Annotated in this window: 19 protein-coding genes and 1 pseudogene; 11 read left to right on the top strand and 9 right to left on the bottom strand. The window is 60.4% G+C overall.

All coding sequences use genetic code 11. The features are described 5' to 3' along the window. The 9 genes from ASC85_RS28510 (at nucleotide 1) to ASC85_RS28470 (ending at nucleotide 8,508) form a co-directional block, all read left to right on the top strand. Complete coding sequence (locus tag ASC85_RS28510; RefSeq protein ID WP_057452299.1) at nucleotides 1-1,620, top strand: DUF2300 domain-containing protein; 1,620 nt, start codon at nucleotides 1-3, stop codon at nucleotides 1,618-1,620. A 3-nt stretch (nucleotides 1,621-1,623) separates the two neighbouring features. Further along, a complete protein-coding gene (locus tag ASC85_RS28505; RefSeq protein WP_057452298.1) occupies nucleotides 1,624-2,457 on the top strand; it encodes a YfaP family protein in 834 nt (277 codons plus the stop codon). A gap of 364 nt (nucleotides 2,458-2,821) precedes the next feature. Beyond that, nucleotides 2,822-3,403, top strand: a complete 582-nt coding sequence (locus tag ASC85_RS28500) for a YjfI family protein (protein ID WP_156395729.1) — start codon at nucleotides 2,822-2,824, stop codon at nucleotides 3,401-3,403. A gap of 22 nt (nucleotides 3,404-3,425) precedes the next feature. After that, nucleotides 3,426-4,124 (top strand): PspA/IM30 family protein, encoded by a 699-nt coding sequence (locus tag ASC85_RS28495; RefSeq protein ID WP_057452296.1) that lies wholly within the window; start codon nucleotides 3,426-3,428, stop codon nucleotides 4,122-4,124. 365 nt (nucleotides 4,125-4,489) lie between these two features. Beyond that, nucleotides 4,490-5,524, top strand: coding sequence for an ion channel (locus tag ASC85_RS28490; protein ID WP_057452295.1), 1,035 nt, complete (start codon nucleotides 4,490-4,492; stop codon nucleotides 5,522-5,524). Continuing rightward, nucleotides 5,511-6,173 (top strand): DUF2491 family protein, encoded by a 663-nt coding sequence (locus ASC85_RS28485; RefSeq protein WP_057452294.1) that lies wholly within the window; start codon nucleotides 5,511-5,513, stop codon nucleotides 6,171-6,173. The genes ASC85_RS28490 and ASC85_RS28485 overlap by 14 nt, the downstream gene beginning before the upstream one ends. A 15-nt stretch (nucleotides 6,174-6,188) precedes the next feature. Next, the gene (locus ASC85_RS28480) at nucleotides 6,189-6,617 is read left to right on the top strand and encodes a DUF350 domain-containing protein (RefSeq protein ID WP_003205981.1); all 429 of its coding nucleotides are present in this window, start codon (nucleotides 6,189-6,191) and stop codon (nucleotides 6,615-6,617) included. A gap of 19 nt (nucleotides 6,618-6,636) precedes the next feature. Beyond that, nucleotides 6,637-7,338, top strand: coding sequence for a DUF1190 domain-containing protein (locus ASC85_RS28475; protein ID WP_057452293.1), 702 nt, complete (start codon nucleotides 6,637-6,639; stop codon nucleotides 7,336-7,338). 12 nt (nucleotides 7,339-7,350) lie between these two features. Beyond that, nucleotides 7,351-8,508 carry a glutathionylspermidine synthase family protein gene (locus tag ASC85_RS28470; protein WP_057452292.1) on the top strand — a complete coding sequence of 386 codons (1,158 nt, stop codon included), beginning with the start codon at nucleotides 7,351-7,353 and terminating at the stop codon, nucleotides 8,506-8,508. Between the two features lie 203 nt (nucleotides 8,509-8,711). On the opposite strand, the gene ASC85_RS28465 is transcribed toward ASC85_RS28470, so the two are convergent. From ASC85_RS28465 to ASC85_RS28440, 6 genes are all read right to left on the bottom strand, one after another. Then, the gene (locus tag ASC85_RS28465; RefSeq protein WP_003205974.1) at nucleotides 8,712-9,644 is read right to left on the bottom strand and encodes a phosphatidate cytidylyltransferase; all 933 of its coding nucleotides are present in this window, start codon (nucleotides 9,642-9,644) and stop codon (nucleotides 8,712-8,714) included. A gap of 1 nt (nucleotide 9,645) precedes the next feature. Beyond that, on the bottom strand, nucleotides 9,646-10,266 hold the full coding sequence (locus ASC85_RS28460; protein WP_046064799.1) for a lysophospholipid acyltransferase family protein: 621 nt from the start codon (nucleotides 10,264-10,266) through the stop codon (nucleotides 9,646-9,648). A 165-nt stretch (nucleotides 10,267-10,431) separates the two neighbouring features. Then, a complete protein-coding gene (locus ASC85_RS28455) occupies nucleotides 10,432-10,887 on the bottom strand; it encodes a hypothetical protein (RefSeq protein WP_057452291.1) in 456 nt (151 codons plus the stop codon). Continuing rightward, nucleotides 10,877-12,220 carry a phosphatase PAP2/dual specificity phosphatase family protein gene (locus ASC85_RS28450; protein WP_057452290.1) on the bottom strand — a complete coding sequence of 448 codons (1,344 nt, stop codon included), beginning with the start codon at nucleotides 12,218-12,220 and terminating at the stop codon, nucleotides 10,877-10,879. The genes ASC85_RS28455 and ASC85_RS28450 overlap by 11 nt, the downstream gene beginning before the upstream one ends. After that, nucleotides 12,220-13,977, bottom strand: coding sequence for a bifunctional alpha/beta hydrolase/class I SAM-dependent methyltransferase (locus ASC85_RS28445; protein WP_057452289.1), 1,758 nt, complete (start codon nucleotides 13,975-13,977; stop codon nucleotides 12,220-12,222). Before ASC85_RS28445 ends, ASC85_RS28450 begins: the two co-directional genes overlap by 1 nt. Nucleotides 13,978-13,988: 11 nt before the next feature. Continuing rightward, the gene (locus ASC85_RS28440; protein ID WP_057452288.1) at nucleotides 13,989-14,612 is read right to left on the bottom strand and encodes a CDP-alcohol phosphatidyltransferase family protein; all 624 of its coding nucleotides are present in this window, start codon (nucleotides 14,610-14,612) and stop codon (nucleotides 13,989-13,991) included. Between the two features lie 532 nt (nucleotides 14,613-15,144). Between ASC85_RS28440 and ASC85_RS28435 the strand changes: the two genes are divergently transcribed. Then, nucleotides 15,145-15,603 carry a GNAT family N-acetyltransferase gene (locus tag ASC85_RS28435; RefSeq protein ID WP_057452287.1) on the top strand — a complete coding sequence of 153 codons (459 nt, stop codon included), beginning with the start codon at nucleotides 15,145-15,147 and terminating at the stop codon, nucleotides 15,601-15,603. Nucleotides 15,604-15,816: 213 nt separating this feature from the next. Here the strand turns inward: ASC85_RS28435 and ASC85_RS28430 are convergent, their stop codons facing one another. The 3 genes from ASC85_RS28430 to ASC85_RS28420 are packed head-to-tail and all read right to left on the bottom strand — an operon-like array spanning nucleotide 15,817 to nucleotide 21,432. Then, nucleotides 15,817-16,215, bottom strand: coding sequence for a hypothetical protein (locus ASC85_RS28430; RefSeq protein WP_057452286.1), 399 nt, complete (start codon nucleotides 16,213-16,215; stop codon nucleotides 15,817-15,819). 46 nt (nucleotides 16,216-16,261) lie between these two features. Further along, on the bottom strand, nucleotides 16,262-16,660 hold the full coding sequence (locus tag ASC85_RS28425; protein WP_236712418.1) for a hypothetical protein: 399 nt from the start codon (nucleotides 16,658-16,660) through the stop codon (nucleotides 16,262-16,264). 14 nt (nucleotides 16,661-16,674) lie between these two features. Next, nucleotides 16,675-21,432, bottom strand: a complete 4,758-nt coding sequence (locus ASC85_RS28420) for an RHS repeat-associated core domain-containing protein (RefSeq protein WP_082534531.1) — start codon at nucleotides 21,430-21,432, stop codon at nucleotides 16,675-16,677. A 295-nt stretch (nucleotides 21,433-21,727) separates the two neighbouring features. On the opposite strand from ASC85_RS28420, the pseudogene ASC85_RS33410 reads away from it, so the two are divergent. Then, nucleotides 21,728-23,151, top strand: a pseudogene (locus ASC85_RS33410) (DUF6531 domain-containing protein); the annotation flags it as partial. Between the last annotated feature and the right edge of the window lies 1 nt (nucleotide 23,152).

The following is a 23,152-nucleotide window of genomic DNA, read 5'->3' as shown; positions in this document are numbered from 1 at the left end:
ATGCGTTGGCCGCTGGTTGGGTGGCTGTTGTGCTTGATCCCTGCGCTGGCAACAGCGCAGGACGGGCCGTTGCGCCTGGCCTTCGACGGTCAGTTGCTGCAAGTGAGCCAGACCCAGGTGCTGGCTCGCCAACCATTGCCCGACACTTTGCAGGCGCCACTGGGCAGCCTGTGGAAGCTATTTGTCTATGCCTGGCTGGTGGACACCGACGCTCGCGAGCCGGTCTATGAGTGCCGCGGCGAGTCGAAGGAAGAGGTCTATTGCTGCAATGCCGGGCAGAGTATCGGTCGCGACCAGGCACTGGTGAAATCCTGTGGCTTGTATTTCGAGCCACAGCGGCTCGGGCTGTCGGCCTCGAACTGGCGTGATTACTGGCAGGCCCGTCAGGCGCCGGCATGGTTGTTGGATCTGCCGACCTTGCAACCCCAGACGCAAGTGCCCGTCGCGCAATTGCTCAAGGCCCTGGCCACGCTGCCGGCCCAGGAGCAGGCCCGACGGGTGCTGCTGGACGTGGTGCTCAGCGCGGCGGACGGGCGGCTGGTCGGCGAATTGGGCAGTCGCCTGCGGGTCAAGACCTGGAGCTGGCTGGGTGACCAGGGGCCTTCATCGCGACAGGGCGGTTTCGCCGGTTGGCTGGTCGATGGCACCCCGGTGTGGGCCGGTGGGCGAGGCACCAGCCAGCAGGTCTTGAAGGTCTACGGCGAAGGGTTGGCGGCGGCATTGCCATCGCGCTGGCCAGCGGAAACCGGGCGTTGCGTGGAAGTCGGCCTGTTTGCCCGCTATCCGTTGCAACGGGTGATGGCCGGTGACCGTCCGGCCTCGCCGGGTCAACTGCGTGGCGACTACCGCGTCGAATTCACCAACGGCAATCAATTGGACATCCACAGCGATGGCGAGCTGTTCTTGATGCCCGGCAAGCTGGTGGCGCGCCTGGACCGGGAGGAATACGTCGCCCGGGTCTTGCAGCGCGAAGCCAAGGCCGAGCCTGCCGAAGCCGCCAAGGCCCTGGCCGTGGCGATCCGCACCTACCTGCTGCAGAACGCCCAACGCAACGGTGATTGCCTGAGCATCGACGACAGCAGCCATCGCCAGCGTGTCGCGCCACGCCCGGCGGCGCCGGAAACCCGCGCCATTGCCGCCTGGACCAGCGACCTGGTCCTGGCCGGCACCGATGTCACCTACCATTCCGACCAGCCGGGCCCGGACAAACTGTCCTGGGCACAAGCGGTGGAGCAAGCCAACGCCGGCCAACGCTACGACGCCATCCTGCTGCATGCCTACCCGCGTGCCAGCCTCAGCCGCTGGGACAACCCGGTGGCGTCCTGCGAGGCGCTGCCCGCCGCCCAGGACTGGCTGCTGAAGCAGCGCCGGGGCTGGCGCGAGCGGTTGGGAAATGAAGTGGGCTACAACGAAATCAGCGCTTTCGCCGTCTGCCGCGTCGCCTTCGGCCGGCCTTATGTCGACCGCGAGCGCCAGCGCATCTATGTGCGCGGCGTGCTGTCGCTGCAGGATCGTCTCGACCTGACGCATGAATATCTGCACCTGGCCTTCGAAGCTCATCCCAACGGCCAGGACGAAACCTATATCGAAGGGCTCGCCCGTCACCTCTTGCTGGAATAGACCATGACACTCCGTTATCCACAGGTCTTGCTGTTGCTCTGCGCCCTGACCGCGTTGCCCTCGGCCATGGCCGCCGACTCCATCAAGCTCGACACCCCCATTGGCGGCTGGCGCAGCGGGGCGCCGGGCGGTGAAGGTGAAAGCTTCAGCCAGACCGTCAACTACCCGGCTTCGTCGGTCAACACGCCCCCGGGCCAGGCCAACACCGCCCGTATCACCGGCCAGATCAAAGGCGCCCCCAAGGACAGCAACGCGCCGGGCCAACTGATCGTCAACGGTGTGAGCCTGCCGCTGAAGCTGGATGAGGAGGGTCGCTTCGACCGGCCGTTCTCGTTCCCCAATGGCAGCAACAGCGTTGAAGTGCGCAGCGCCGATGGCCAGCAGCGCCACCGCACGCAATTTCTCAACACCAGCGGCGGCGCGACTCCGGCCAAGCTGCGGGTGTTGCTGACCTGGGACAGCGACGGCACCGACCTGGACCTGCACCTGGTCACGCCCGACGGCGCCCACATCTGGTACGGCGACCGTGCCGTCGCCAACGGCGCCGCCCTCGACGTCGACGTCACCACCGGTTATGGCCCGGAAATCTTCGCCATGCCCGCGCCGATCAAAGGCCAGTACCTGGTGTATGTGAACTACTACGGCGGCGGTTATCGCTACCAGGACGACGGCGAGGAAGGCGAGGGCGGTGGAGAACACGCGCAACAAGCCCTGACCACCGCACAAGTTACCGTGATCACGGAGGAAGGTACGCCGAACGAGAAGATGGAAACCTTCGTCGTGCCAATGCGGGCGGTGGGTGAACTGACGTTGGTCAAAAGCTTCAGCTATCCGTAAGCAACCCTTGTGGAGAGGAGCTTGCTCCCGCTGGGCTTGTGTAGGAGCTGCCGCAGGCTGCGATCTTTTGATCTTTCGCTTGAGACTCAAGTGTCTGGGGAAAGATCGCAGCCTCGTTGCACTCGACAGCTCCTACTGCGTGTTTTCTGTGGGAGCATTTGTGACAAAGAAATATCTCACGCGTGAGCTATTGTGAGGTTTGGAAAGTACCTGTAGTGTTTCTCACGCGTGAGTTTTTCACAGTGGGGTCAGTACCATGTCAACCAGCTCTCCATCAGACCCGTCAGACGGGTCTGTAACCGATTCAGCGAGCCGCACGGGAGAGCGCGCCAAACCCTCCGCGAAAAAACCGTCGAGCTTCTATATGAGGCAGATGCGCGCGGGCCTGAGTGCCGCCGGGTATGTGAAACACGAGACTTGGGTGCTTCCCGAAAACCGAAGCCTGCTCAAGCAGATGGAGAAACAGCTACGCCAACCGATTCTGGCTGGCTCATTCATGTCGGAGGATTACATGAGCGCAGGTAATAACTGGAACATCGATCGCCTCTACAGCGCCCTTCAGGCCCTGGACGAAGTGGTCGCGAACGACATCACCCTTTCTCTCGTTCAAGGTTCCGAGTCCAGCATCAAGCTGGAAATGAATGATTTTGGTGGCCTGCCGATCTACATCGCGGTGGTGGGCGACCAGATCATCGTCGATACCGTCCTGGTGGACGTCGAGTCGATCAACGACGTGGCGGCCTTCAACGATGCCGTGCTGCGTAGCCGGGAAATGTTCCCGCTGTCGTCCATCGGCATCGAGACCATGCCCAACGGACAGGTTGTCTACAACATGTTCGGTGCGTTGAGCTCCGACTCCAGCCTGACCAACGTCGTGACCGAGGTCAAAACCCTCGTCGACAACGTCCAGCGCGCCAGCGAAGCCTTCGAACGCTTCTTCATTTAATTCACCGAACAGGAACTATCCAATGACTCAGTCCATCTGGAGCAAATTGTTCACCGCACTGCGTGGCGGTGCCAGCGAAGTCGGTGAATCGATCGTCGACCAACAGGCCCTGCGCATCCTCGACCAGGAAATTCGCGATGCCGACAGCGCGCTGGCCAACGCCAAGCGTGAGCTGGTCACCATCATGGCCAAGCACAAGCTGGCGACTGATCGCGTCGGCGAATACAACGCCAAGATCAAGGACCTGGAAGCCAAGGCCCTGGCTGCGATCCAGGCCAACCGCGAAGACCTGGCGCTGGAAGTGGCCGAAGCCATTTCGACCCTGACCAACGAACTGGACGCCGAGCAGAAGCACGCGACCGAATTCGGCGGTTACGCAGACAACATGCGCAAAGACATCACCAAGGCCGAAAGCCGAATCAAAAGCCTGCGTCAGCAAGTGGACATGGCCAAGGCCCGCGAAAGCGTGCAGAAGGCCCAGGTCAGTGCTTCGATCGCCAGCGGCGGCGCCAATGGCAAGCTGGAAACCGCCGTCGGTACGCTCAACCGCCTGCAGGCCAAGCAACAGCAACGCGCCGCCGAGCTGCAAGCCCAGGACGAACTGGCCGACGCTTCGACCGGCTCCGACCTGGAGCGCAAGCTGCGCGACGCCGGCATCACGCCGAACGAAGGCAGCGCCAATGCGATCCTGGAACGCTTGAAGAAAAAATCGGCTGAGTAATCGGTCAAGCCCGTAGCGAGGGACTTGCTCGTGCTGGACTTTGTAGGAGCTGGCGAAGCCTGCGATCTTTTGATCTTTTGATCTTTTTCTTTTGATCTTTTGATCTTTCGCTTGAGATTCAAGTGTCTGGGGAAAGATCGCAGCCTCGTTGCACTCGACAGCTCCTACACAGCTCCTACACAGCTAGCTCCTACATAGGTCCCTCGCCACAATAGTGTTCGGCACGCCATGGATTTAATTGTGAGGCAGGTACTTTTATCCAAGCCCCGCAACAGGTTTAATGCTGTCCGGCCACTACGCTCGAGCCCTCAGGCGCCAGAGCGATGATCCCGCCAGGAACGAAGCCCCACGGAGTCAGGGACGAAATGTCGATTTTCCTTTTGTTGCGCACGTACGCTGCGTCCTTCTTCCATCGGTTCGGCTGGGCGGGCCTGGCCATTGCGTTGGGCGTGCACCTGTCCACGGCCTGGATCGGCCTGGTGCTACTGGGCGAGCAACACCTCATCGCCGCCGCCACGTTTATCTACTTCTATCTCACCACCACGCTCACCGTCGGCTATGGCGATCTGTTGCCACAGACATCCGCCGGGCGAATTTTCGTGGCGACCTGGATCATGCTCGGGGGCATTGCCCTGTTGACGACGGTCATCGGCAAAACCACCAGCAGCGTCATCGATGTATGGAGAAAAGGCATGAAGGGCAAAGGCGATTTCACCGGTAAAGTCGGCCACACGGTTCTCATCGGTTGGGAGGGGGCCTCCAGCGAGCGGGTCATCGAATTGCTGCTGCAGGACGAAACGTCCAATGACAACCTGATCGTCATCTGCGATTGCGATCTCGAAGAAAACCCCATGCCCGGCAAGACTTCGTTCATCAAGGGCGACAGCCTGTCCTCCGTCGCGCTGTTGCAGCGTGCCGGCGTGCCGGGTGCCGAACGCGTGCTGGTGCGAACCCATTCCGACGACCTGACCCTGGCCACTGTGCTGGCGGTCAATCAATTGGGGCCCGCCGGGCATGTGGTCGCGCACTTCAATGACAGCGAAATCGCCGCCCTCGCCAGCGCCTATGCACCGAGCCTGGAATGCACCTCCAGCATGGCCATCGAAATGCTGGTGCGTGCCTCCCAGGACCCGGGCTCGTCCGTGGTCATCAATGAACTGCTCTGTGTCGGCCAAGGCGCTACCCAGTACCTGATGAAGCTACCCGAGGCGTTTGAAGCGACGTTCGGCGACCTTTATGCCCGGATGAAAGAGCAGCACAACGCTACGCTGATCGGCTACCGCGCCAAGGGCGCCCGCCAGCCGTCGATCAACCCGCCCGGCGCCACCCGCGTCGTGGGCGGAGAACTCTTCTACATCGCCTCCGCGCGTCTCAAGGAAATTTCCCATGGGGTGGTTTGATCGGTTGATGGGGCTTGAGGCCCCGAACGCGAACACGACAGCCGGCGATCACTGGTCTGCCACCGGGCCCCTGGGTCTGGCCTCCGGCAAGCAGATCATGTTCGATGCCACGCTCAAGTTGTTGTTCGACGGCAACAGCACCGTGGTCGTCCCAGGCAATCAACAGATATGGGGCCTGGGCATCATCGACCTCTGGCAGTCGAACTGGCTGTTGCGCTACTACATGAACGACCAAGACTACTGGCTGCAAGTGCACACCAGAGGCGACGTCTACGGTCAGGTCGAGTCGGTGATCCTGTTCAATTACCTCAGCTTCGTCGGGATCGACACAGACGAGGAGTTGCGCCGCCTCGCCGGCCCTGAAAGCCTGATTGGCCTGCCGACGTACACCTACGACGGCGTCGAGTACACCCGCGAATGGGGCACCGAGGCTGGCCAGACAGAGCTGGTGGCGTTTAGCGAGAGCGTAAGCGGTCCAGGCGCGTCCTATGTTAGGGAACATCATTCGATGTTGTATTCCCGCGACATCGGCCTGACGGATCGCCGGGAATTCCTGCTGTTCTCCGTCGAAGAGGACGCCGAAGGCTACGTCGCCCTGAGCACTTCGCTGGGTATTTCGCTGTACACCACTGATCTGAACACTTTTTGAATAAGGAAGAAGTCCATGCTTGAAGCGCTCTCCATTTCCCTGAACAAGGCCGCCGTGTTCGGCTTCGTCCTGTACATCCTCGGCGCCGCCGTGCTGTTCGCGCTGTTTCAGTTCATCTACATCCATGTCACGCCACACAAAGAGTTCGAACTGATCCGTTCGGGCAACGTGGCTGCGGCGATCGCCCTGAGCGGTGCCCTCATTGGTTTCGCCATCCCGGCCAGCAACGTGATTGCCTACTCGATCAGTCTGCTGGATTTCGTCGTCTGGGCGGTGATCGCCGCTGTCGTCCAGTTGTTGGCGTTCCTGGTGACCAGCCTGGTGCTCAAGGGCGCTTCGGCGCGCATCAAGAACGGTGAAATCGCCGCGGGTATCTACATCGCTGCCGTGGCCATCAGCGTCGGTATGTTGAACGCCGCGTGCATGACGCCTTCCACGAACTGATTGCGCCACGGAGAACTCGATGAAACGAAGCAAGTACGTCCAGCTTTCGCTGGCCGCGTCGGTCGCCCTGGCGATATCCGGTTGCGGGCCAACGGAAAAAACCTACAAGTTGCAGAAGAAGTACAACTTCCAGTCTGTCCAGCAATGTGTCGATGAAAAGCTGCCGGTGGACATTTGTTCCAACGCCTACATGACCGCCTTGTCTGAGCATCGTCGCATTGCCCCGGTATACGACAGCCAGGCCGATTGCGATGCCGACTTTGTTCCCGATTGGTGCCAGCAGGACTCGGCCGGCAAGTTCATCCCCAAGCTGGGCGGTTTCGAGTTGAGCGCCGATGGCGAGGTCACGCAATCCGAGGTCGACGCCGCCCGGGCTCAATTGCCGGCTTCGGAAGCGAACGTGGGTGGTTCAGGCTTCGGCAACCTGCTGACCGGCATGCTGATCGGCAACATGTTGAGCGGCCACCGCAGCAGTTATTACTCCGAGCCGGTCTACCGTTACCGCGATGATCGCGGCAACTTCGGCTCCTCGACGCTCAACCAGCGGGTGTCCAGTGGCTCGACCTTTACCAAGTCCAACCAGGCGCGGTATGGCAGCTACACCGACTCCGTCAAGAGCAGCAAGGCGATATCCGTCGCTTCGTCCACCTCTCGCGGTGGCTTCGGCAGCCAGTCCAGTGCCCGCAGCGGTTGGGGTGGTTCGAGCAGCTCCGGCGGTTGAGGAACCAGCGCCATGAAGAAGATCCATTGCGCAGAGCGTCCTGACTGGAAGCAGACCGCCGAGCAGCTCGGCTTTCTGTTCCACACCATCGACGGCGAACCCTATTGGGACGAAAGCGCGTACTACCAGTTCACCCTCAAGCAGATCGAGGACGACCTGGAGGACCCAACCAGCGAGATCCATGAGATGTGCATGGACCTCGTGGCCCGCGTGGTCCAGAGCGAAGAACTGCTGGAGCGCCTGAGCATTCCCGCGCCGTTCTTCGACCTGGTGCGCACTTCATGGCTTGAAGGCCACCCGCACCTGTATGGGCGCATGGATTTCTCCTACAACGGCACGGGCCCGGCCAAGCTGTTGGAGCTCAACTACGACACACCGACCAGCCTCTACGAGGCGGCGGCGTTCCAGTGGGGTTGGCTGGAGCAATGCATCGAGCGCGGTTTGCTGCCCAAGCATGCCGACCAGTTCAACAGCATCGACACCAAGCTGCACCAGGCCTTTGCCCAGTTGCAGCTCAAAGAGCCGTTTTATTTCGCGTCGATGAAAGGCTCGGTGGAAGACAAGGGCACCACGGACTACTTGCGTCTGATCGCGGGAAAAGTCGGCATTGAATCGCGGCACATCGATATCGAAGACATCGGCCTCAACAGTGACGGGCGTTTTGTTGATCTGGAAGAGCGCTGGATTCCGCACCTGTTCAAGCTGCATGCCTGGGAGTTCATCTTCCACGAGCCGTTTGGTGAAGCGATTGCCCAGTGTGATACGCAGTTTTTCGAGCCGGCCTGGAAGTCGATCATCTCGAACAAAGGCATCCTGCCGCTGCTCTGGGAGTTCAATAAAGGCCACCCGAACCTGCTCGCGGCCCACCTGGATACCGACACGAGCAAAGCGGTGCCCAAGGGCTGGGTGCGCAAGCCGTTCTTTTCCCGGGAAGGTGCCAACATCGAGCTGCAGACCGCTGATGGCCTGATCGTAAAAGAAGACGGCCCCTACACCGACGCGCCGTTCATCCTCCAGGAGTTCGCGCCGCTGCCACGCTTTGACGACAGCTACACCCTGATCGGCTCCTGGGTCATCGGCGACCAGGCTGCCGGCATTGGCGTGCGGGAAGACAACAGCCTGATCACCAAGGATTCAAGCCGGTTTCTGCCGCATCTGATCCTCGATTAATACCGTGGCGAGGGAGCTTGCTCCCGCTGGGCTGGACTGTAGGAGCTGCCGAAGGCTCGGGCCGCGTTCGGACGATCTTTTGATCTTTCGCTCGAGACTCAAGTGTCTGAGGAAAGATTGCAGCCTCGTTGCACTCGACAGCTCCTACGGCCCTGCGGCAGCAGGCTCGCTCCCACAGGTTTAGGTGTTCGTCACAGGCTTTTTCAGGTCCACCAGTACCGCACCAGGTGGAAGAAGATCGGCGCCGCGAAGCACACCGAATCCAACCGGTCGAGCATGCCGCCGTGGCCTTCGATCATGTGGCCCCAGTCCTTGACGCCGCGGTCGCGCTTGATCGCCGACATGACGATGCCGCCAGCAAACCCCAGCAAGTTGATCAGCAAGGCGATGAGGAACGACTGCCAGGGATTGAACGGCGTGATCCACCACAGCGCGCCACCGATCAGCGAGGCCAGGAAAATGCCGCCGACAAACCCTTCCACGGTTTTTGAGGGCGACAGGTTCGGCGCGATCTTGTGTTTGCCGAACAGCTTGCCGCAGACGTACTGCAACACATCCGAGAGCTGCACCACGATCACCAGGTACGCGATCAGCAACAGGTTGCGCCCTTCGAAACCGGCGATGTCCAGCGTCAGCAGGGCCGGGACGAAGGAGATGCAGAACACCGCGATCATCAAGCCCCACTGGACCTTGGAAGCACGCTCCAGGAAGTGCGTGCTGTCGCCGCCCAGGGACGCCAGGATTGGCAGCAGCAGGAACACATACACCGGGATGAAGATCGAAAACAGCCCGTACCAGTCGTAGTAGATCAACAGGTATTGCAGCGGCAGCGCCAGGTAGAACGCGGCCACCAGGGCCGGATAATCACTGCGCCGGGTCGGGGTCAGGGTCAGGAATTCCCGCAGGGCGTAGAACGACACCGCGTAGAACAACAGGATCACCGCGGCGTTGCCGAGCCAGAACGCGATGCCGATCACCAGCACCATGATCCACCAGGCATTGATCCGGGCATTGAGGTTGTCGATGACGGAGTTCGGCGCGCCTTTGGTCCGCAGCCTGAGAATGAAACCGATCAACGAAGCCAGCACCAGAATGGCGCCGATCCCGCCAAACAACATCAGGGTATATCGATCCATGTCAGACGTGCTCCGGGGCCAGTGCCAGCAGCGCGGCGCGGCTGCGTTCAAGAAATTGCTCTTTGCTTTCACCTTCTTCGATGCACAGCGGCGCGCCGAAACTGGTGGTGCATAACAGCGGCAGAGGCAGCACCCGGCCTTTGGGCATGACGCGGTTGAGGTTGGCGATCCACACCGGGATCACCTCGACCTCGGGGTGATTCTTCATCAAGTGATAGATCCCGCTCTTGAAGGGCAACAGGCCTTCCTCCGGATTGCGCGTGCCTTCCGGGAATATGATCAGCGAGTCGCCGTTTTCCAGCGCATCGAGCATCGGCTGCAATGGGCTGTAGGAAGGGTCCTTGCGCTCGCGGTCCACCAGCACGCCGTTGAACACCCGGTTGATGATGTAGCGCCGCATCGGGCTGGTTTGCCAATAATCGGCCCCCGCTACCGGGCGGGTGAGCTTGCGCAGCGCCGGCGGCAGCGAGGCCCAGAGCAACACGAAGTCACCGTGGCTGCTGTGGTTGGCGAAGTAGATCCGCTGCACCGGCGTCGGCGCGCAACCGAGCCACAGGCTGCGAGCGCCCGTGACCATGCGGGCGGCGGAGGTGATGAGGTTGGCGACCACGGGTTCGAACATGAGGATTCCTTGTCCTGAGAAACATAAGCATAACTGTGGCGAGGGAACTTGCTCCCGCTGGGCTCTTGTAGGAGCTGTCGAGCGAAGCGAGGCTGCGATCTTTCCACAGCCCATTGAGTCGAGAGCAAAAGATCAAGATCAAAAGATCGCAGGCTCCGCCAGCTCCTACATACCTGAAGCTAACCAGGGACTGGCCAGGATGAAGCCCAGCACCAAGACAACTTGTATGGCCAGCAACCGCGATTGCCGGCGCAGCAGCAACAACGCGCCGTGCCGGCGTTCGGTCCACAGACGGCCGGCCCGTGCGGCCGGTTGCAGGCCCAGCGAGGTGAGGGCCTGGTCCAAGGTATAGGTGCGTTCGGCCAGGGATTGGGTGCTGTCAGCCATGCGCTGGAACAGATCGGCATCGAATGCCACGCGCAGCGCCCAGTATTTTTCCAGCACGCCGAGGACGATCAGTGCGGCACTCAACAGCAGCAACCACGGATCGATAACGCCCACCAGCCATTGGCCCAGTCCTACCAGCGCTGCCAGCAGCGTCAGCCCGGTGGAAAACTGGTCCAGCGAATGCCCCCGGCGCAACAGGCTCGCCACGGTGTGGAGCTCCATATCAGTGATCATGGACATTCCCCTGTGCTGTGGATAACTGCTCCAGCGCGCGACGGTGCGCCGCGTGCAAGACGATACGCGGTCGAGCGCGCTGGATTTGCACGATCGCCGCGTCAACGTTCGCTGCCCGCCCACTGTGCAGCAACCAGGCAACCACCGCGGTGGCGCTGCGTGAATAACCCAGGGCGCAGCAGACCAGCACCGGCCCGTGCTGGCGCAGGCTTTCGATGGCCTCTGCCGCTTTCAGGCATTGCTCGGCGGTCGGTGCGGTCAGGTCAAGCACTGGCAATGAGCGATAGGCGACCCCCGTGCTGTCCATGGACAGTTCCGCGCTGAGGTCGAGCACCCCGGTAAACGCGCTGTCCTTCAGCTCCATCGGCGTGGGGATCCGCCCGAGCCAGACGCCATCCGCCGCCTGATCCGGCTGCGGATGCTGGCGCGTCCACCAACGCGAATTGATCCACGCCGCTGCGAGATAAGGCGCCAGCAACCAACGCGCCGCCGGACTCAAGCGGCCATCGGCACGCTTCTGGAAACCGTCGGCACCGAACAGCAGGTAATTCAGCGCCACCATGAGCACCGCGACCGCCGGCCAGATCAGCCATAGCCACGCGCCGCCGAAGGCAAACGCCGGGATAAACAGCGCCGCCGCGCCCAAGCCATAACGCAAGGCCAAGCGTCGGCGGGCAGGATCCGTCGCCAGACGCGCACTCAGCAGCGGACTCGGACGGTCCAGCGGCCACAGCCAGACACACAGCCAACCGGCCAGCGCGCCCGTGGGCAGGTCAATGAAGTGATGTTGATAAGTGGTCAGCACCGACACGCCGATCAACGCGAACCAACCGTGCATCACCCAGCGCCAGAAGCCCTGCAGATGCCGCTGATAGCAGACCCACAGCACCACCAGCAACGCGATGTGCAGCGACGGCGCCTGGTTGAACGGCTTGTCGAAACCCGCCAGCACTTCGAACAACCAACCGAACACCCCGTCCATTTCCGGGCGGGGGAAGGTAAAGCGCAACGGCCAGAGTAAAAAGCAACTGACCGCAATCGCCTGCGCCGTGAGCAGGCGCAAGGCGTGGCGCTTGAGTTCTTCGCGGCTGGTGGGCAACAGCAAGGACAGGCCGTACAGCAGATCGATCGACCAGTACGGCACGATGGTCCAGGCCATGAACGGCATGTGGCTTTCCCAGGCGAACACCAGCGTGCCGACGTCGTCACGCTGGGACGTGACCCAGGTGGCGAAGCCGTAAGTGGTGAAGAACAGCGGCGCCAGCAACAGCAGCCACAGCACCGCCGGTTTCAGCAGTGCGGGCTCGCGGGCCGGGGCGATGACGGCGCTCATTACTGCACTCGCTGGGCCAGCGAAACGCTGAAAATGCCCCATTCATCGACCCGCAGGGTGATCTTGCGGAAGCCCGCCGCCTCAACCAATTGATCCATCTCCGCTTGGGTGCGTCGACGCATCACCCAGGCCTGACCTGCGCGGTGGCTGGTGAGGGCGCGGGCGATCAGTTCCAGTTGCGGGTGCCACGGCTGGCCGGTGTAGACCAGGAAACCGCCAGGCTCCACGGCCTCGGCCAGGCCGGCGAGGGAACCACCGACCAGTTGGTTGTCGGCAAACAGCTCGTACAGGCCCGACACCACGGCGAGGGTTGGTTTCGGCTCCAGCGCCGCCAGATCCTGGCGGTCGAAGGCATCGCCTTTGACGAATCGGGCGATATCGCCCAAGCCTTTTTCCACGATCAGCGCACTGCCGTCACGCACGTTGATGTCGCTGTAGTCGCGCAGCAGGATCGACTCGGGCAACGGGCTGACGCCTTGCAGCGCTTCGAGAATGTAGCGGCCATGGCCGGCGGCGATGTCGACGATGCGCACCTCGCGGTCTTGGGCGCGCAATTCGGCCATCGCCAGGCGCAGCAATTCCTCGACGTTCAGCTTGCGTTGGCGAATGCCGCGCCAGCCGATGGAGTTCAGGTAGTTCTGGTCAATCATCTTGCCCAGCGCCGAGGTGCCGGTGGGGCGGTTGCGGTAGACGTAGTCCAGGGTGCTGCCGGAGTCGAACCCGGTGTCGAAGCCCAACTTCACCCCAGCCGACAACTTGCTGCCAAAGCGCATGCTGGCGCGGGTCATGCGCCAGTAGAGGTCGCGCAGCGAGTTGTGCGGCAGCGGCGTGGCCAGGGTTTCGGCTTCGGCGCAGGTCGCGCCCAGGCGATCGGCGTCGAGCAGGGAAGGGCGGTCCAGCGGTCGGGCAAAGTTCTGCTGGATGAAGCGGCGGGCACTGGCAACGGCCGGCGCGCGGTTCTTCTCGCCGAGGGTGTCGTGGAAGAAACCCGGCAGGATGTGCTTCTCTTTGTGCAGGCTGCCCAGGCGCTCGAAGAACTGCTCCTGGGGTTTGCGGTGCACGACGAAGTCCGAGCCGGAGATCAACAGTTGCGTCGGCACCTGGATCGCCTGGGCATCGGCCACCACGCGGTCGGCGGCTTCGTACAGGCCCAGCAGCACGTTCACCGAAATGGCTTTGGTGATCAACGGATCGCTGTCGTAGGACGCCACGCGCTCCGGGTCATGGCTGAGGAATTTCGCCTTGACGTAGCTGTTGACGAAGAAATTGCCACGGAACTTGCGCATTAGCGCCAGGCCCGGACGGGCGAATGGCACGTAAAGCTTGACCTTGAACGCCGGCGACGCCAGCACCAGCGAGCGAATGCGCGGCGCGTAGTCGTGGACCCAGGTGGACGCGATCACCGCGCCGACGCTTTGTGCGACCACGGCGATATTTGCTTCGTCGATCTGATGCGCCACGCCGATGTGATCGCAGAAGGTCTGCACATCCCGCGCACTGGTGGCAAAGCTCGGGCTGTCGCCCCGTTCGCCAGGCGACTGGCCATGGCCGCGTGCGTCCCAGGCAAAGAAGTCGAACCCGGGCAGGTCCAGTTCATCCACCAGGTGCGCAATGCGCCCGGAGTGTTCATGACCGCGATGAAACAACAACACAGCCTGGCGGGGCTCACCCGCCGCCGCGTCGACAGCCGGCCAGTGCCGGTAGAACAACTCCACGCCATCGTGGGTGGTGAACGTCAGTTCCTGGGCTTCGCGCATTGCAAGTTCCTTTATGCTGAGGGAGCGTTTTCCTTCACTTGGTCCAGGCCATGACGGACCCGATTGACCAAGGTGTAAACCAGCAGGGCGGCAACCACCGCCATCACACCATCTACCCAGAGCGCCCCGAGCCAACCCAGGGCAATGCCGGTCGCCAGCACGCCCAACACAAAGGCGCGATCACTCTTGCCCATCGGCCCGTCATACCGCCGCGAAGCCCCCACCATCGCCCCGAGCACGCCGGCGTATTCGCTGAACAACGCCAACAGCGTGACCAACAACACGAGCAACAGACTGGTATCGGCAAACAGGGCAAAAGGCAGGATCAGGGCAGCGTCGGCGATGATATCGCATAGCTCATTGAGGTAGGCGCCCAGATGCGATTGCTGGCCGAACTCCCGCGCCAACATGCCGTCCACGGCATTCAACGCCATGCGCAGGAACATCCAGATCGGCACCAGGACGAAGATCCACGGATGGTTGGCAAACCAGGCGATGACCGCGCCGACCAATACCGAAACGATGCCGGCGAGCACCGTGACCTGGTTGGCGGTGACACCGTTGCTGTAGAGGCGTTGAACCATGGGGCGCAGCAGGTTTTGAAAGGCGGGCTTGAGTTGGTAGATGGAGGGCATCGGGGTGAGATCTCGGCCGGTTGCGGGGCTGGGCTTATACAGGTGCGAGATTACGATAGGTTGAAGGCTTGCATGCGGGTATTTCTTGAGAATGAGGGCGGGTAGGCATCTATTCGCGCATTTATCTGTGCAAGACACCCGGTAAACTGAAAAAAACACTAATCCTGTGGCGAGGGAACTTGCTCCCGCTAGGCCCTGTAGGAGCTGTCGAGCGAAGCGAGGCTGCGATATTTTCACAGCCCATTGAGTCGACAAGATCAAAAGATCGCAGGCTTCGCCAGCTCCTACACCGTCGAGTGGGAGCAAGCTCCCTCGCCACAATGATTCATGCCGCCTTAAGTTAAGGGGAGGCTGTGAGAGCAACTGTTCACACATTCCCAACCTCACCGCAGTTCCCCTGTGTGCGAGCTTGCTCGCGATGGCGGTCCATCAAACAAATAGACCTTCAGCCTGCTGACCATCTGCATCCACAATGGCTGTAAATCTGACTCAAACCCTCCCGCCAGGGCAAATGAACAAAGGAGTGTTTCAAATGCTGCAAATGGATTGGCTCACTAACCACATGGATAAAAGCGACCAGATGGCCGAGTGGCTCCATCGGGAATTCAGTTATGAATTTGCCCAGCAATCCCTCGCCAGTTGGCAGCAGGAATTCGCTGCGGGGCAGCACGATGGCCGCTGGAAGTGCCTGATCGCCATGGAACACGACCAGTTGCTCGGCGGCGCTTCACTGGCCAGCCACGACCTGCCTGACCGGCCAGAGCTGGGCCCATGGCTGGCGTGTGTGTTCATCACCCCAGAGGCTCGACGCAGAGGGCTTGCGGCGCAGTTGATCGAAGGCATCTGCAGCCATGCGCGAGAGGCTGGAATCACCACCTTGTTCCTGCACACCCACAGCCAACGTGATTATTACGCCAAGCTGGGTTGGGACGTGCTGGAGTGCTTTGAGGCTTGGGGGGAAGAGCAGTGGCTTATGGTGCGGTGTTTGTAATCTCGGTATGAGCGTTAGCGTCCAACGTGCAGTGGGCCGCCGGGGTGGAGTTGGGGAAAAAGTCTTCTTGGTAAGACTTACGCGGCTAGAGTCCTAGACTTGAGATTTTCAGTCTGCATAATGATCTACCGAGACTTTGCTTGTAAGAATTAAAAGATCAGATGTCTGCCTATTGCAGCGTGAATACTGACCCATAAATGTCAATTGTAGGTTTTACGAGTTTTCGCGTAGAGATAACAGCCATCGCTTGTGATAATCAAGTTGAATGTTTACGTCTGTGACTAAACTCTTGTCCTCGTAATCAAATATTTGGACTATGTTCTCCCTGCCTGCGGCTTTGCCCCAAGAGACTTCGTAAGCTGCTAGTCCGCTAGCCATTTGCGAGCACATACGCGAAGGGTAGACGTTGATTTTCGAACCCTTGCACAGGAATTTAACGTTGGGAAAATCTTGTCTTACCTTGCCGAAGCATGTGTAGTAATCAAAGTCTGTGTATGTTTTTTCTGGCTCACCAGGAATTTTTACTGTCAGAGCTATATCTCCTCTGTCGTATTCAAGAGTTGCGTAATTGATTTTTCCGTGAAGTTCAATAGTTATTTTTTTAATGGTCATTTTATGGGGGTGCCTGCCGGAAGGGCGCATCAGTAAACTTTTCTAGCTACTCTGCGTCCATAATTTTTCTATACTTATCGAAAATGACCTCAGCGTATTTTTCGCCCGAGATAAGGTTTTCGTAAAATGATTCATCAGTCGCCCATTCTGAAAAAACCAATTGAGTCTGATTCTCGCTATTGCTAGCTTCTTTGGAATTAAGCTGCCAGTGGGTTGAGAGACGTTTGTCAATGGTCTCGAAAAAATCTGCAGCAACGGGGATTGGGTATTCATCGTAATCGTCGGGGCATAGATATAACCAGGGGCAATTATCCCAAAATTCAATGCCGTAGACGACATACTCTTTCCCTATTTCCAAATCCAGTTCGCCATCCGGGAGAGATATGTAGCGTTTTAGTCGTGTGAGTGTTTCTGGTGAGAGCTTGTCGCTGTTTAAGTTGTTCACTATGCATCTAACTTTCATTTCTTGATATCTCCGGGTGGTACTGATGGGTCATTACCCCAAGGCTTTATGTCGTCAGTGCTATGCTTTTTGAATTTAAAATCCATTAGTTTGTCTGTACTCGGGTCCAGAACGTAATGCACTACGGAATCGTTTCTGTTATTGGATTTTGTCTTTAGTTCCCATTTCTCCATTCCTTTGAATTTTGGATCGTCAAGCTTCTTTATGATTTTTTTTCCGCGATGTTCTTTTGCGGCCTGTAATGTCATCTGATCCTGAATACTTTTAGGTTCTCGACTCCATTTGTCTGGTTTTGGTGGTGCCGGAGGTGGTGGCTCTCCCTCATCCACCCCGACCTTCGCCGCCGGATCCTGCTCCCCAACCGCCGGCTTTTTACATCCATCATTCCCCGGACAATCCACCAACCCCAACGGATCCACCCACCCCGTCGGGTTCAGGGTATACCGATACCCATTGAGCCCACCCGCCAGCTTGCTCGGATCCGCCGTCAGATACCGCCCCGTCTCCGGATTGTAGTAGCGATGCCGGTTGTAATGCAGGCCGCTTTCCAAGTCGTGGTACTGGCCTTGGAAACGCAACGGTTGGTGCAATCGGGGGCCGTTGCCGTGGCGTAGTTCGGTGAGTTTGCCGTAGCCGTTGTAGCGCGAGGCCCAGACGATGTCGCCTTGGTGGCTGGTCAGTTCCTGCGGTGTGCCGAGGTGGTCGAGGTGGTAGTAAAACGGCGTGGCTTTTTCCGGACCTTCGCCTTCGAGCAGTGCGAGGGGGCGGAAGGTGCCGGGCTCGTAGACGTAGCTTTGGTAGTGGCGGTTGCTGCTTTCGGCGATGACTTGGTCGCCCTGCCAGATGAATTCGGTGGTCTGGCTGTCCACGGTCTTGCTGATGCGTCGGCCGAAGGCGTCGTAGCGGTAGGACGTTTCGTTGCCGTCCGGGGTAGTGAGGCTGATGAGCCGGTGTTGGCTGTCGTAGTGGTACTCGGTAACCAGGCTCTGGGCTTTGCCGCGGCATTCGCGAACAAGGTTGCCGTAGGCGTCGTAGTCGTAGTGGCGGTCGCCCTCCATCAGCAGGCGGTTGCCCTTGAGGGTGGTCGGGCCGGGGCGGTCCATCATCAGCAGATTGCCCGCTGGGTCGTGGGCGAAATGTTCCGGGGCTTGGCTGTGGGTGTAGTTGATGCGCAGCAGGCGATCTTGCACGTCGTACTGGTAGCTGCGTCGGTTTCGTGTGTCGGACAGCGCGGCGAGGTTGCCATTGGCGCTGTAGGAATAGTCGCGCCAGAAAAGTTGTTGCTGCTGGGTTTGCCACACGGTCTGGGCTTTGAGGCGACCCTGTTCGTCGTAGGTGTAATCGCTGAGCAGCAGGCCTTGCTGGCGTTGCCGTTCGCGCCCGCCTTTGTAACGGTGTTCGGTCAGGCACGTGCCGTTGAGGTCGATGGCAATCAGCGCGCCGCCCGGTGCGTGGCGGTAGTCGAGGGTGCTGTGATCGGGCAGGCGACAATGGATCAGCCGGCCGACGCTGTCATATCGATAGCGCAGGGTGGCCCAGCCCTGGTGTTCGACGACGAGCCGGTCTTGCGCGTCGTATTCGTAGGCCAGCGGCCAGTGGCCGTCGTCGACGCTGACCAAGCGTCCGAGAGCGTCGTAGCGGTAATCGATCGTCGCGCCGTCCGGCAAGGTTTTGCGCAGCAGGCGGCCGGCGGTGTCACGTTGGTACGCGGTGATTCGTTGGCTGCCATCGGCGCCAAACTCGGTTTTTTCCAGCAGGTGGCCGTTGAGGTCGTAGGCATAACCGGTGCGCTGGCCGTCGAAGCCGGTTTCCTGTCGGATCAGTCCGCCGGGCGTGTAGTTCAGCTGATATTTTTCGCCGGATTCGTTTTCGATTTCGGTCAGCAACAGCCGCGCCGAGTCGTAGCGATACTTCAGTTCACTCCCGTCGGGGTTGAGGCGTCGGCTGACCAGATGCAAATCGTCGGCGTATTCGTAGCGGGTGATGCGTTCCAGTTCGTCCCGTTCGGCGGTCACCTTGCCGTAGGCGTTGTAGCTCCAGGCGCGGGTCGCGCCGGTGGGCAAGGTGGTCTGGAGCAAGCGACCCACGGCATCCCATTGGTAATGAGTGACAGCGCCGTGTTCATCCTGGCGGGTCAGCAGACGGCCTAGGGTGTCGTAGGAAAAATGCCGTTGGCTGCCGTCGGGCAGGGTTTCTTCGGTCAGTTGGCCGAGGCGACTCCAGGTGAAGCGATGTTCGCCACCGTCCGGGTCATACGTCGCCAGCAGTTGCCCATGCGCGTCGTAGGCATATTCCGTACGCCGGCCGTCCGGGTCGATGAGGACGATCACGTTCCCCCGCGTATTGCGCCGATAGGTCCACACGGCTTTGCCACGATGCCGAGCGTGCAGGAAACCGTTGCGGTATTCGTAAGACGTGGGCTCGCCTTCGGGCGGAATCAGCGCCACCAGCCGTCCGACATCGTCGTAGCGGTATTCGGTCACGGCGCCCAGCGGGTCCTGCTCGGCGATCAAGCGACCTTGTTCGTCATAGGCCTTGAGGTGCTCGCCTCCATCGGAGTCGACCTGGCGCACCAGCCGCGCCCGATCGTCGTGGACGTACACTTCCTGGCTACCATCTAGGTTTTGGACAATGACGCTGCCGTCCTCGCCCCAGGTGTAGCGGCTGTCCAACTGCGCAAACGAGGCCCAATGCCGCACACAGCGGACCGTCGGGCCGACGCCTTGCCATTCCCAATAAAAGCTCGCGCCGCCGGCCAGTTGTCGCTGCAGGATGATGTGTCGGTCGTCGTAGTCGTAGCGTTCGCTTTCGCCAGCGGCGTTGGTCGCTTCGATGAGTCGCCAACGCGCGTCGTAGCGGTAGGTTGCCAGCGTCTGTTCGGTGCGCCAGGCTTCATCTGGCAGCCGTTCGGGGTGAAAGCTCTGATAGTCGATGGCGACCAGGTGACGATGCTCGTAACGCAGGCGCAGGCTGCGCTGGGCGCCGTTGTCCAGGCGGCTGATATCGCCGTAGATGTTGCGCTGGATGGTCAGGCGGTTGTCGTACCGATCGCTCAGGGCGATCAGATGACCGTCGCGAAAGTGTAGGAAAGGGGGGCCTTCGCCGGGCTGGGCGACAATCAGTTCGTCCGGCTCGCTGCTCAGGTAGATCGCCGCGCGGGCCAGGCTGTTGTGGATCGCCGGACGTTGCAGGTTCGGTCGGGGGAACGAGGTGCGACGGTTTTCCTGGTCGACCCAGATGACTTCCTCGCCTTCGATCAAAAGGCGATGGGCCAGGGCATGGCTCCAGCCGAGGCCGAGGCCGACGTCCAGTTCGGCGGCGCTGGTGCGGTAGAGGCGGGTGAAGACAAACGGCAGGCGTCCGTCGAGCGTGCCGTCTTCCAGGGTCAGCAGTTCTTCGCCGGTGACCATCGACACCGGGCAGCCGTTGGTGCGGGTCTGGGCGGCGCTGTCGGCGGGGTCGCCGTTAGGGTTTTTTGATTGGGTGGAGGCGTCGTCGTGGGGTTCGTATTTGCTCAGTCGCGTAGCGGCTTGGGATTTTTCCCGCACGATTGGGGTCGGATTGCTGACCAACTGCGGCGTGGAGTCCCCAGTGGTGATCTGCAACGGTCTGACAGGCGCTGGCCCCACCGACGACCCTCGGCCGGCGATTACTACCGGCTTCAGTACATCGGCATGTTTGTCGAAGCTGCCCCCGCCGAGTTGACCCAGGCGCTGGCTCGATGCCTGCAACCATGCGCGGGCGCGTTCCGAGCGGACATGACGCAGCACTTTACCGCTCATGCGCAGTCCCACGCCTAGGCCACCGGTCACGCGCGTCAAGAGCAAATTGATCAGAATCGAGGCGCGCATTTCCCCCAGGACTTCGGCCATGTACTGCGGCGGGAGCATCCGCAGCCAACCGACGAACGCCGCGGTATAGACGAAGAGCAAGGGCTCATCGCTGAGGATCATCAGGCCTTTGGCGATAGCCTCCGACGAGGCTTTCAGCAGTTGCTCAAGCTCGACCTCGGTGAGGTATTCCAGCAGCTTTTCACTGTTGGCCTGCAGATCCGCCAACAGATCGAAGACCTGTTTTACGTCGTCCCATAACTCAAACAGGGCGTTTTCAAAACCACGTAGCTGGGCCTCCTGCAATGCGTTGAAGCGCTTTAAAAAACCGCTCTCGGAAGACTCCTTCCACAACGGTTGAAACTCGTTCCATTCCGCTTTCAGCCAACCTTCGAGCTCGACGATCTCGTGCTGGTAGGACGCGTATAGCGCCTCGACATGATCGCTCGTGATATTTGGAAAGAAACTGATGCGGTAACGCTGGCCGCGGTCGCATTCGGATATTTCCAAAATGCCGCTGGGACCAATGACATGAGGGATCGGATCGCCAAAGATTTCCTTCCCTTGCTCGTCTTTAGTGATCGGCTCCAACACCACTGGTGTGTCGCCGATCGGCACGAAACGCGAGGACTGGAACATGTGCACCAGCGTCAGCGGGCCTTGTGCTGGACACCTTGCCACCACGGCGCTGACCTGCTTGCCATCGTCCTTCGCCGGTGCGAGCGACACCTCCTGGCCAACTTTAAACACCTGCTTAATGTCCAGCGTCCGACTGGTCCAGAATCTTTCCGCCCAACCGTCGTAGTCGCCCAGGCAGCGGCGAAAATCCTGCAACACTTCCTCGACATCGGGCGAGTTCATGGCGGCGAAGACCAGCGAACCAATGGCACCGGTTAAAGACGGGATCTTGTCAGGGAACTTCATGCAGGCAGCTCGCGGCGCAGGAGTGGGCGCGAGACTGTGCCGGGGATGGCAGGGGAAATAAGTCAGGTAAAGAAGCGGGGCGTGTAGGGCATTTCTCTAATTAGGCCAACGTTGTCAGGATTCTGCCAAAGCCCCTTGGCTTATATTGCGGTGCTTATAGTCATCGGCGGGGTTAGCACTCCAATCGTTTAAATTTAGCGAATCGCCCTACATCCTTCGTTCCCTTCCCCTGACTTAATTTCCCCGTCATCCCCGGCAGAGTCTCGCGTTCCTCCCCGCACCGCGAGATTCCTGCATGTTTGCCCCCGACAAAGTCCTGGCTCTGAACAACACCATTGGCTTGCTGGTGGTGGCGACCATGGACCCCGAACAGCCGGATGTCGATGCGATTTTCCAGGACTTTCGAACCTGCCTGAACGACTACGATAGTTGGGCTGAAGGCTTCTGGACCGGTTGGGCGTTGGATCTTGAGCAAGTGTTCAAGGTCGGCAACGAGGTGTCCCTGGCGGCGCCGAAAAACCTTGATAAACCCATCAGCGCCACGGTGGTGGCCTGCCCGGCGGAGGGGCCGCTGACGCTGGTGCACATGTTCCAGGCGGCGCGCTTCGTGCCGATTGGCGACACGCCGGTGATGCTGGAACCGGTCATTGGGGGCGAGCCAGGGCAGGAAACTTTCGGTGAGCCGATCCATCACGTAATCGGCCCCAGCGGCATTCTGGAAGTCCCTGAGTGTTGGCGAGGCCAGCGTTATCGCATCACCTTTTTCCCCCATGTCACGGCTGATCACGTCAAGGCGTTGTACGCGTCTTACCAAGGCGTGATCGACGAACTTGAGGGCTGGCTGAAAGCGGAGTGGGAGCAGTTTCAACCGCTGTGGAAGGAGTTTTCCGACGCCGGGTTTCTCGAACGCTACGGCGTGTTGCAGCAGGCTGATTTGCGCGGCTTCAAAAATGCCCTGCATCAGCTGTGGGACGACGTTAAACAGGTTTTCGGGTTGCTGGCCGATCTGCAGGCCAACAGCGAAAAGCTGTTGGAGTACCTGACCCAGGCTGAGCTTGAGCAACTGCTGAAGGCGTCCTCCGAGGCGATTGCCAAAGGGCTGATGGTGTTGAGTGACGAGCCGTTGCTCTTCGTCCACGTGGCCGCGTTCACCAGTTGGGTACGAATGTTGCCGCCTCAGTACGCGGCCGAAGTTGTCGGAGAGCTGCGCGCCTCGGTGCTGATCAATTTCCTGCTGATGCGTTTGACCGGGGGGCTGGGCCTGGGGCTGCGCATGAGCGGAAACGTGCTGGGCCGGGTCCGCTCCGAGCGGGCCCGGGAGTGGTTGCTGGCGTCGAGCCTGAGATTGGGCCAACTCACCCCCGACCGGCTCAATCAGCATGCCGATGTGCTCAAACCGTTGGTGGTCAGCCAGCGCGGACCTTTAAAACCGACGCCTGTCGGACCTTTGCACATCACCCCGGAACACTCTGCCCCCCTGTCCGTCAGCAATCCAGCCGCCGTGGCGCGGGAAAAATCCCAGCCCTCTACACGCCTGAGCGAGCACGAACCCCACGACGACGCCCCCACCCAGTCGAAAAACCCCAACGGCGACAGCGCCGACACTGCGGCCCAGACCCAAACCAGCGGCTGTCCGGTGTCGATGGTCACTGGCGAAGAGCTGCTGACCCTCGACGATGGCACCCTCGATGGCCGCTTGCCGTTCGTCTTCACCCGTTTN

The sequence above is a fragment of the Pseudomonas sp. Root401 genome (assembly GCF_001425105.1).
In the GTDB taxonomy this organism is placed as follows: Bacteria; Pseudomonadota; Gammaproteobacteria; order Pseudomonadales; family Pseudomonadaceae; genus Aquipseudomonas; species Aquipseudomonas brassicacearum.
This window is presented reverse-complemented; position numbering and strand designations above follow the sequence as displayed.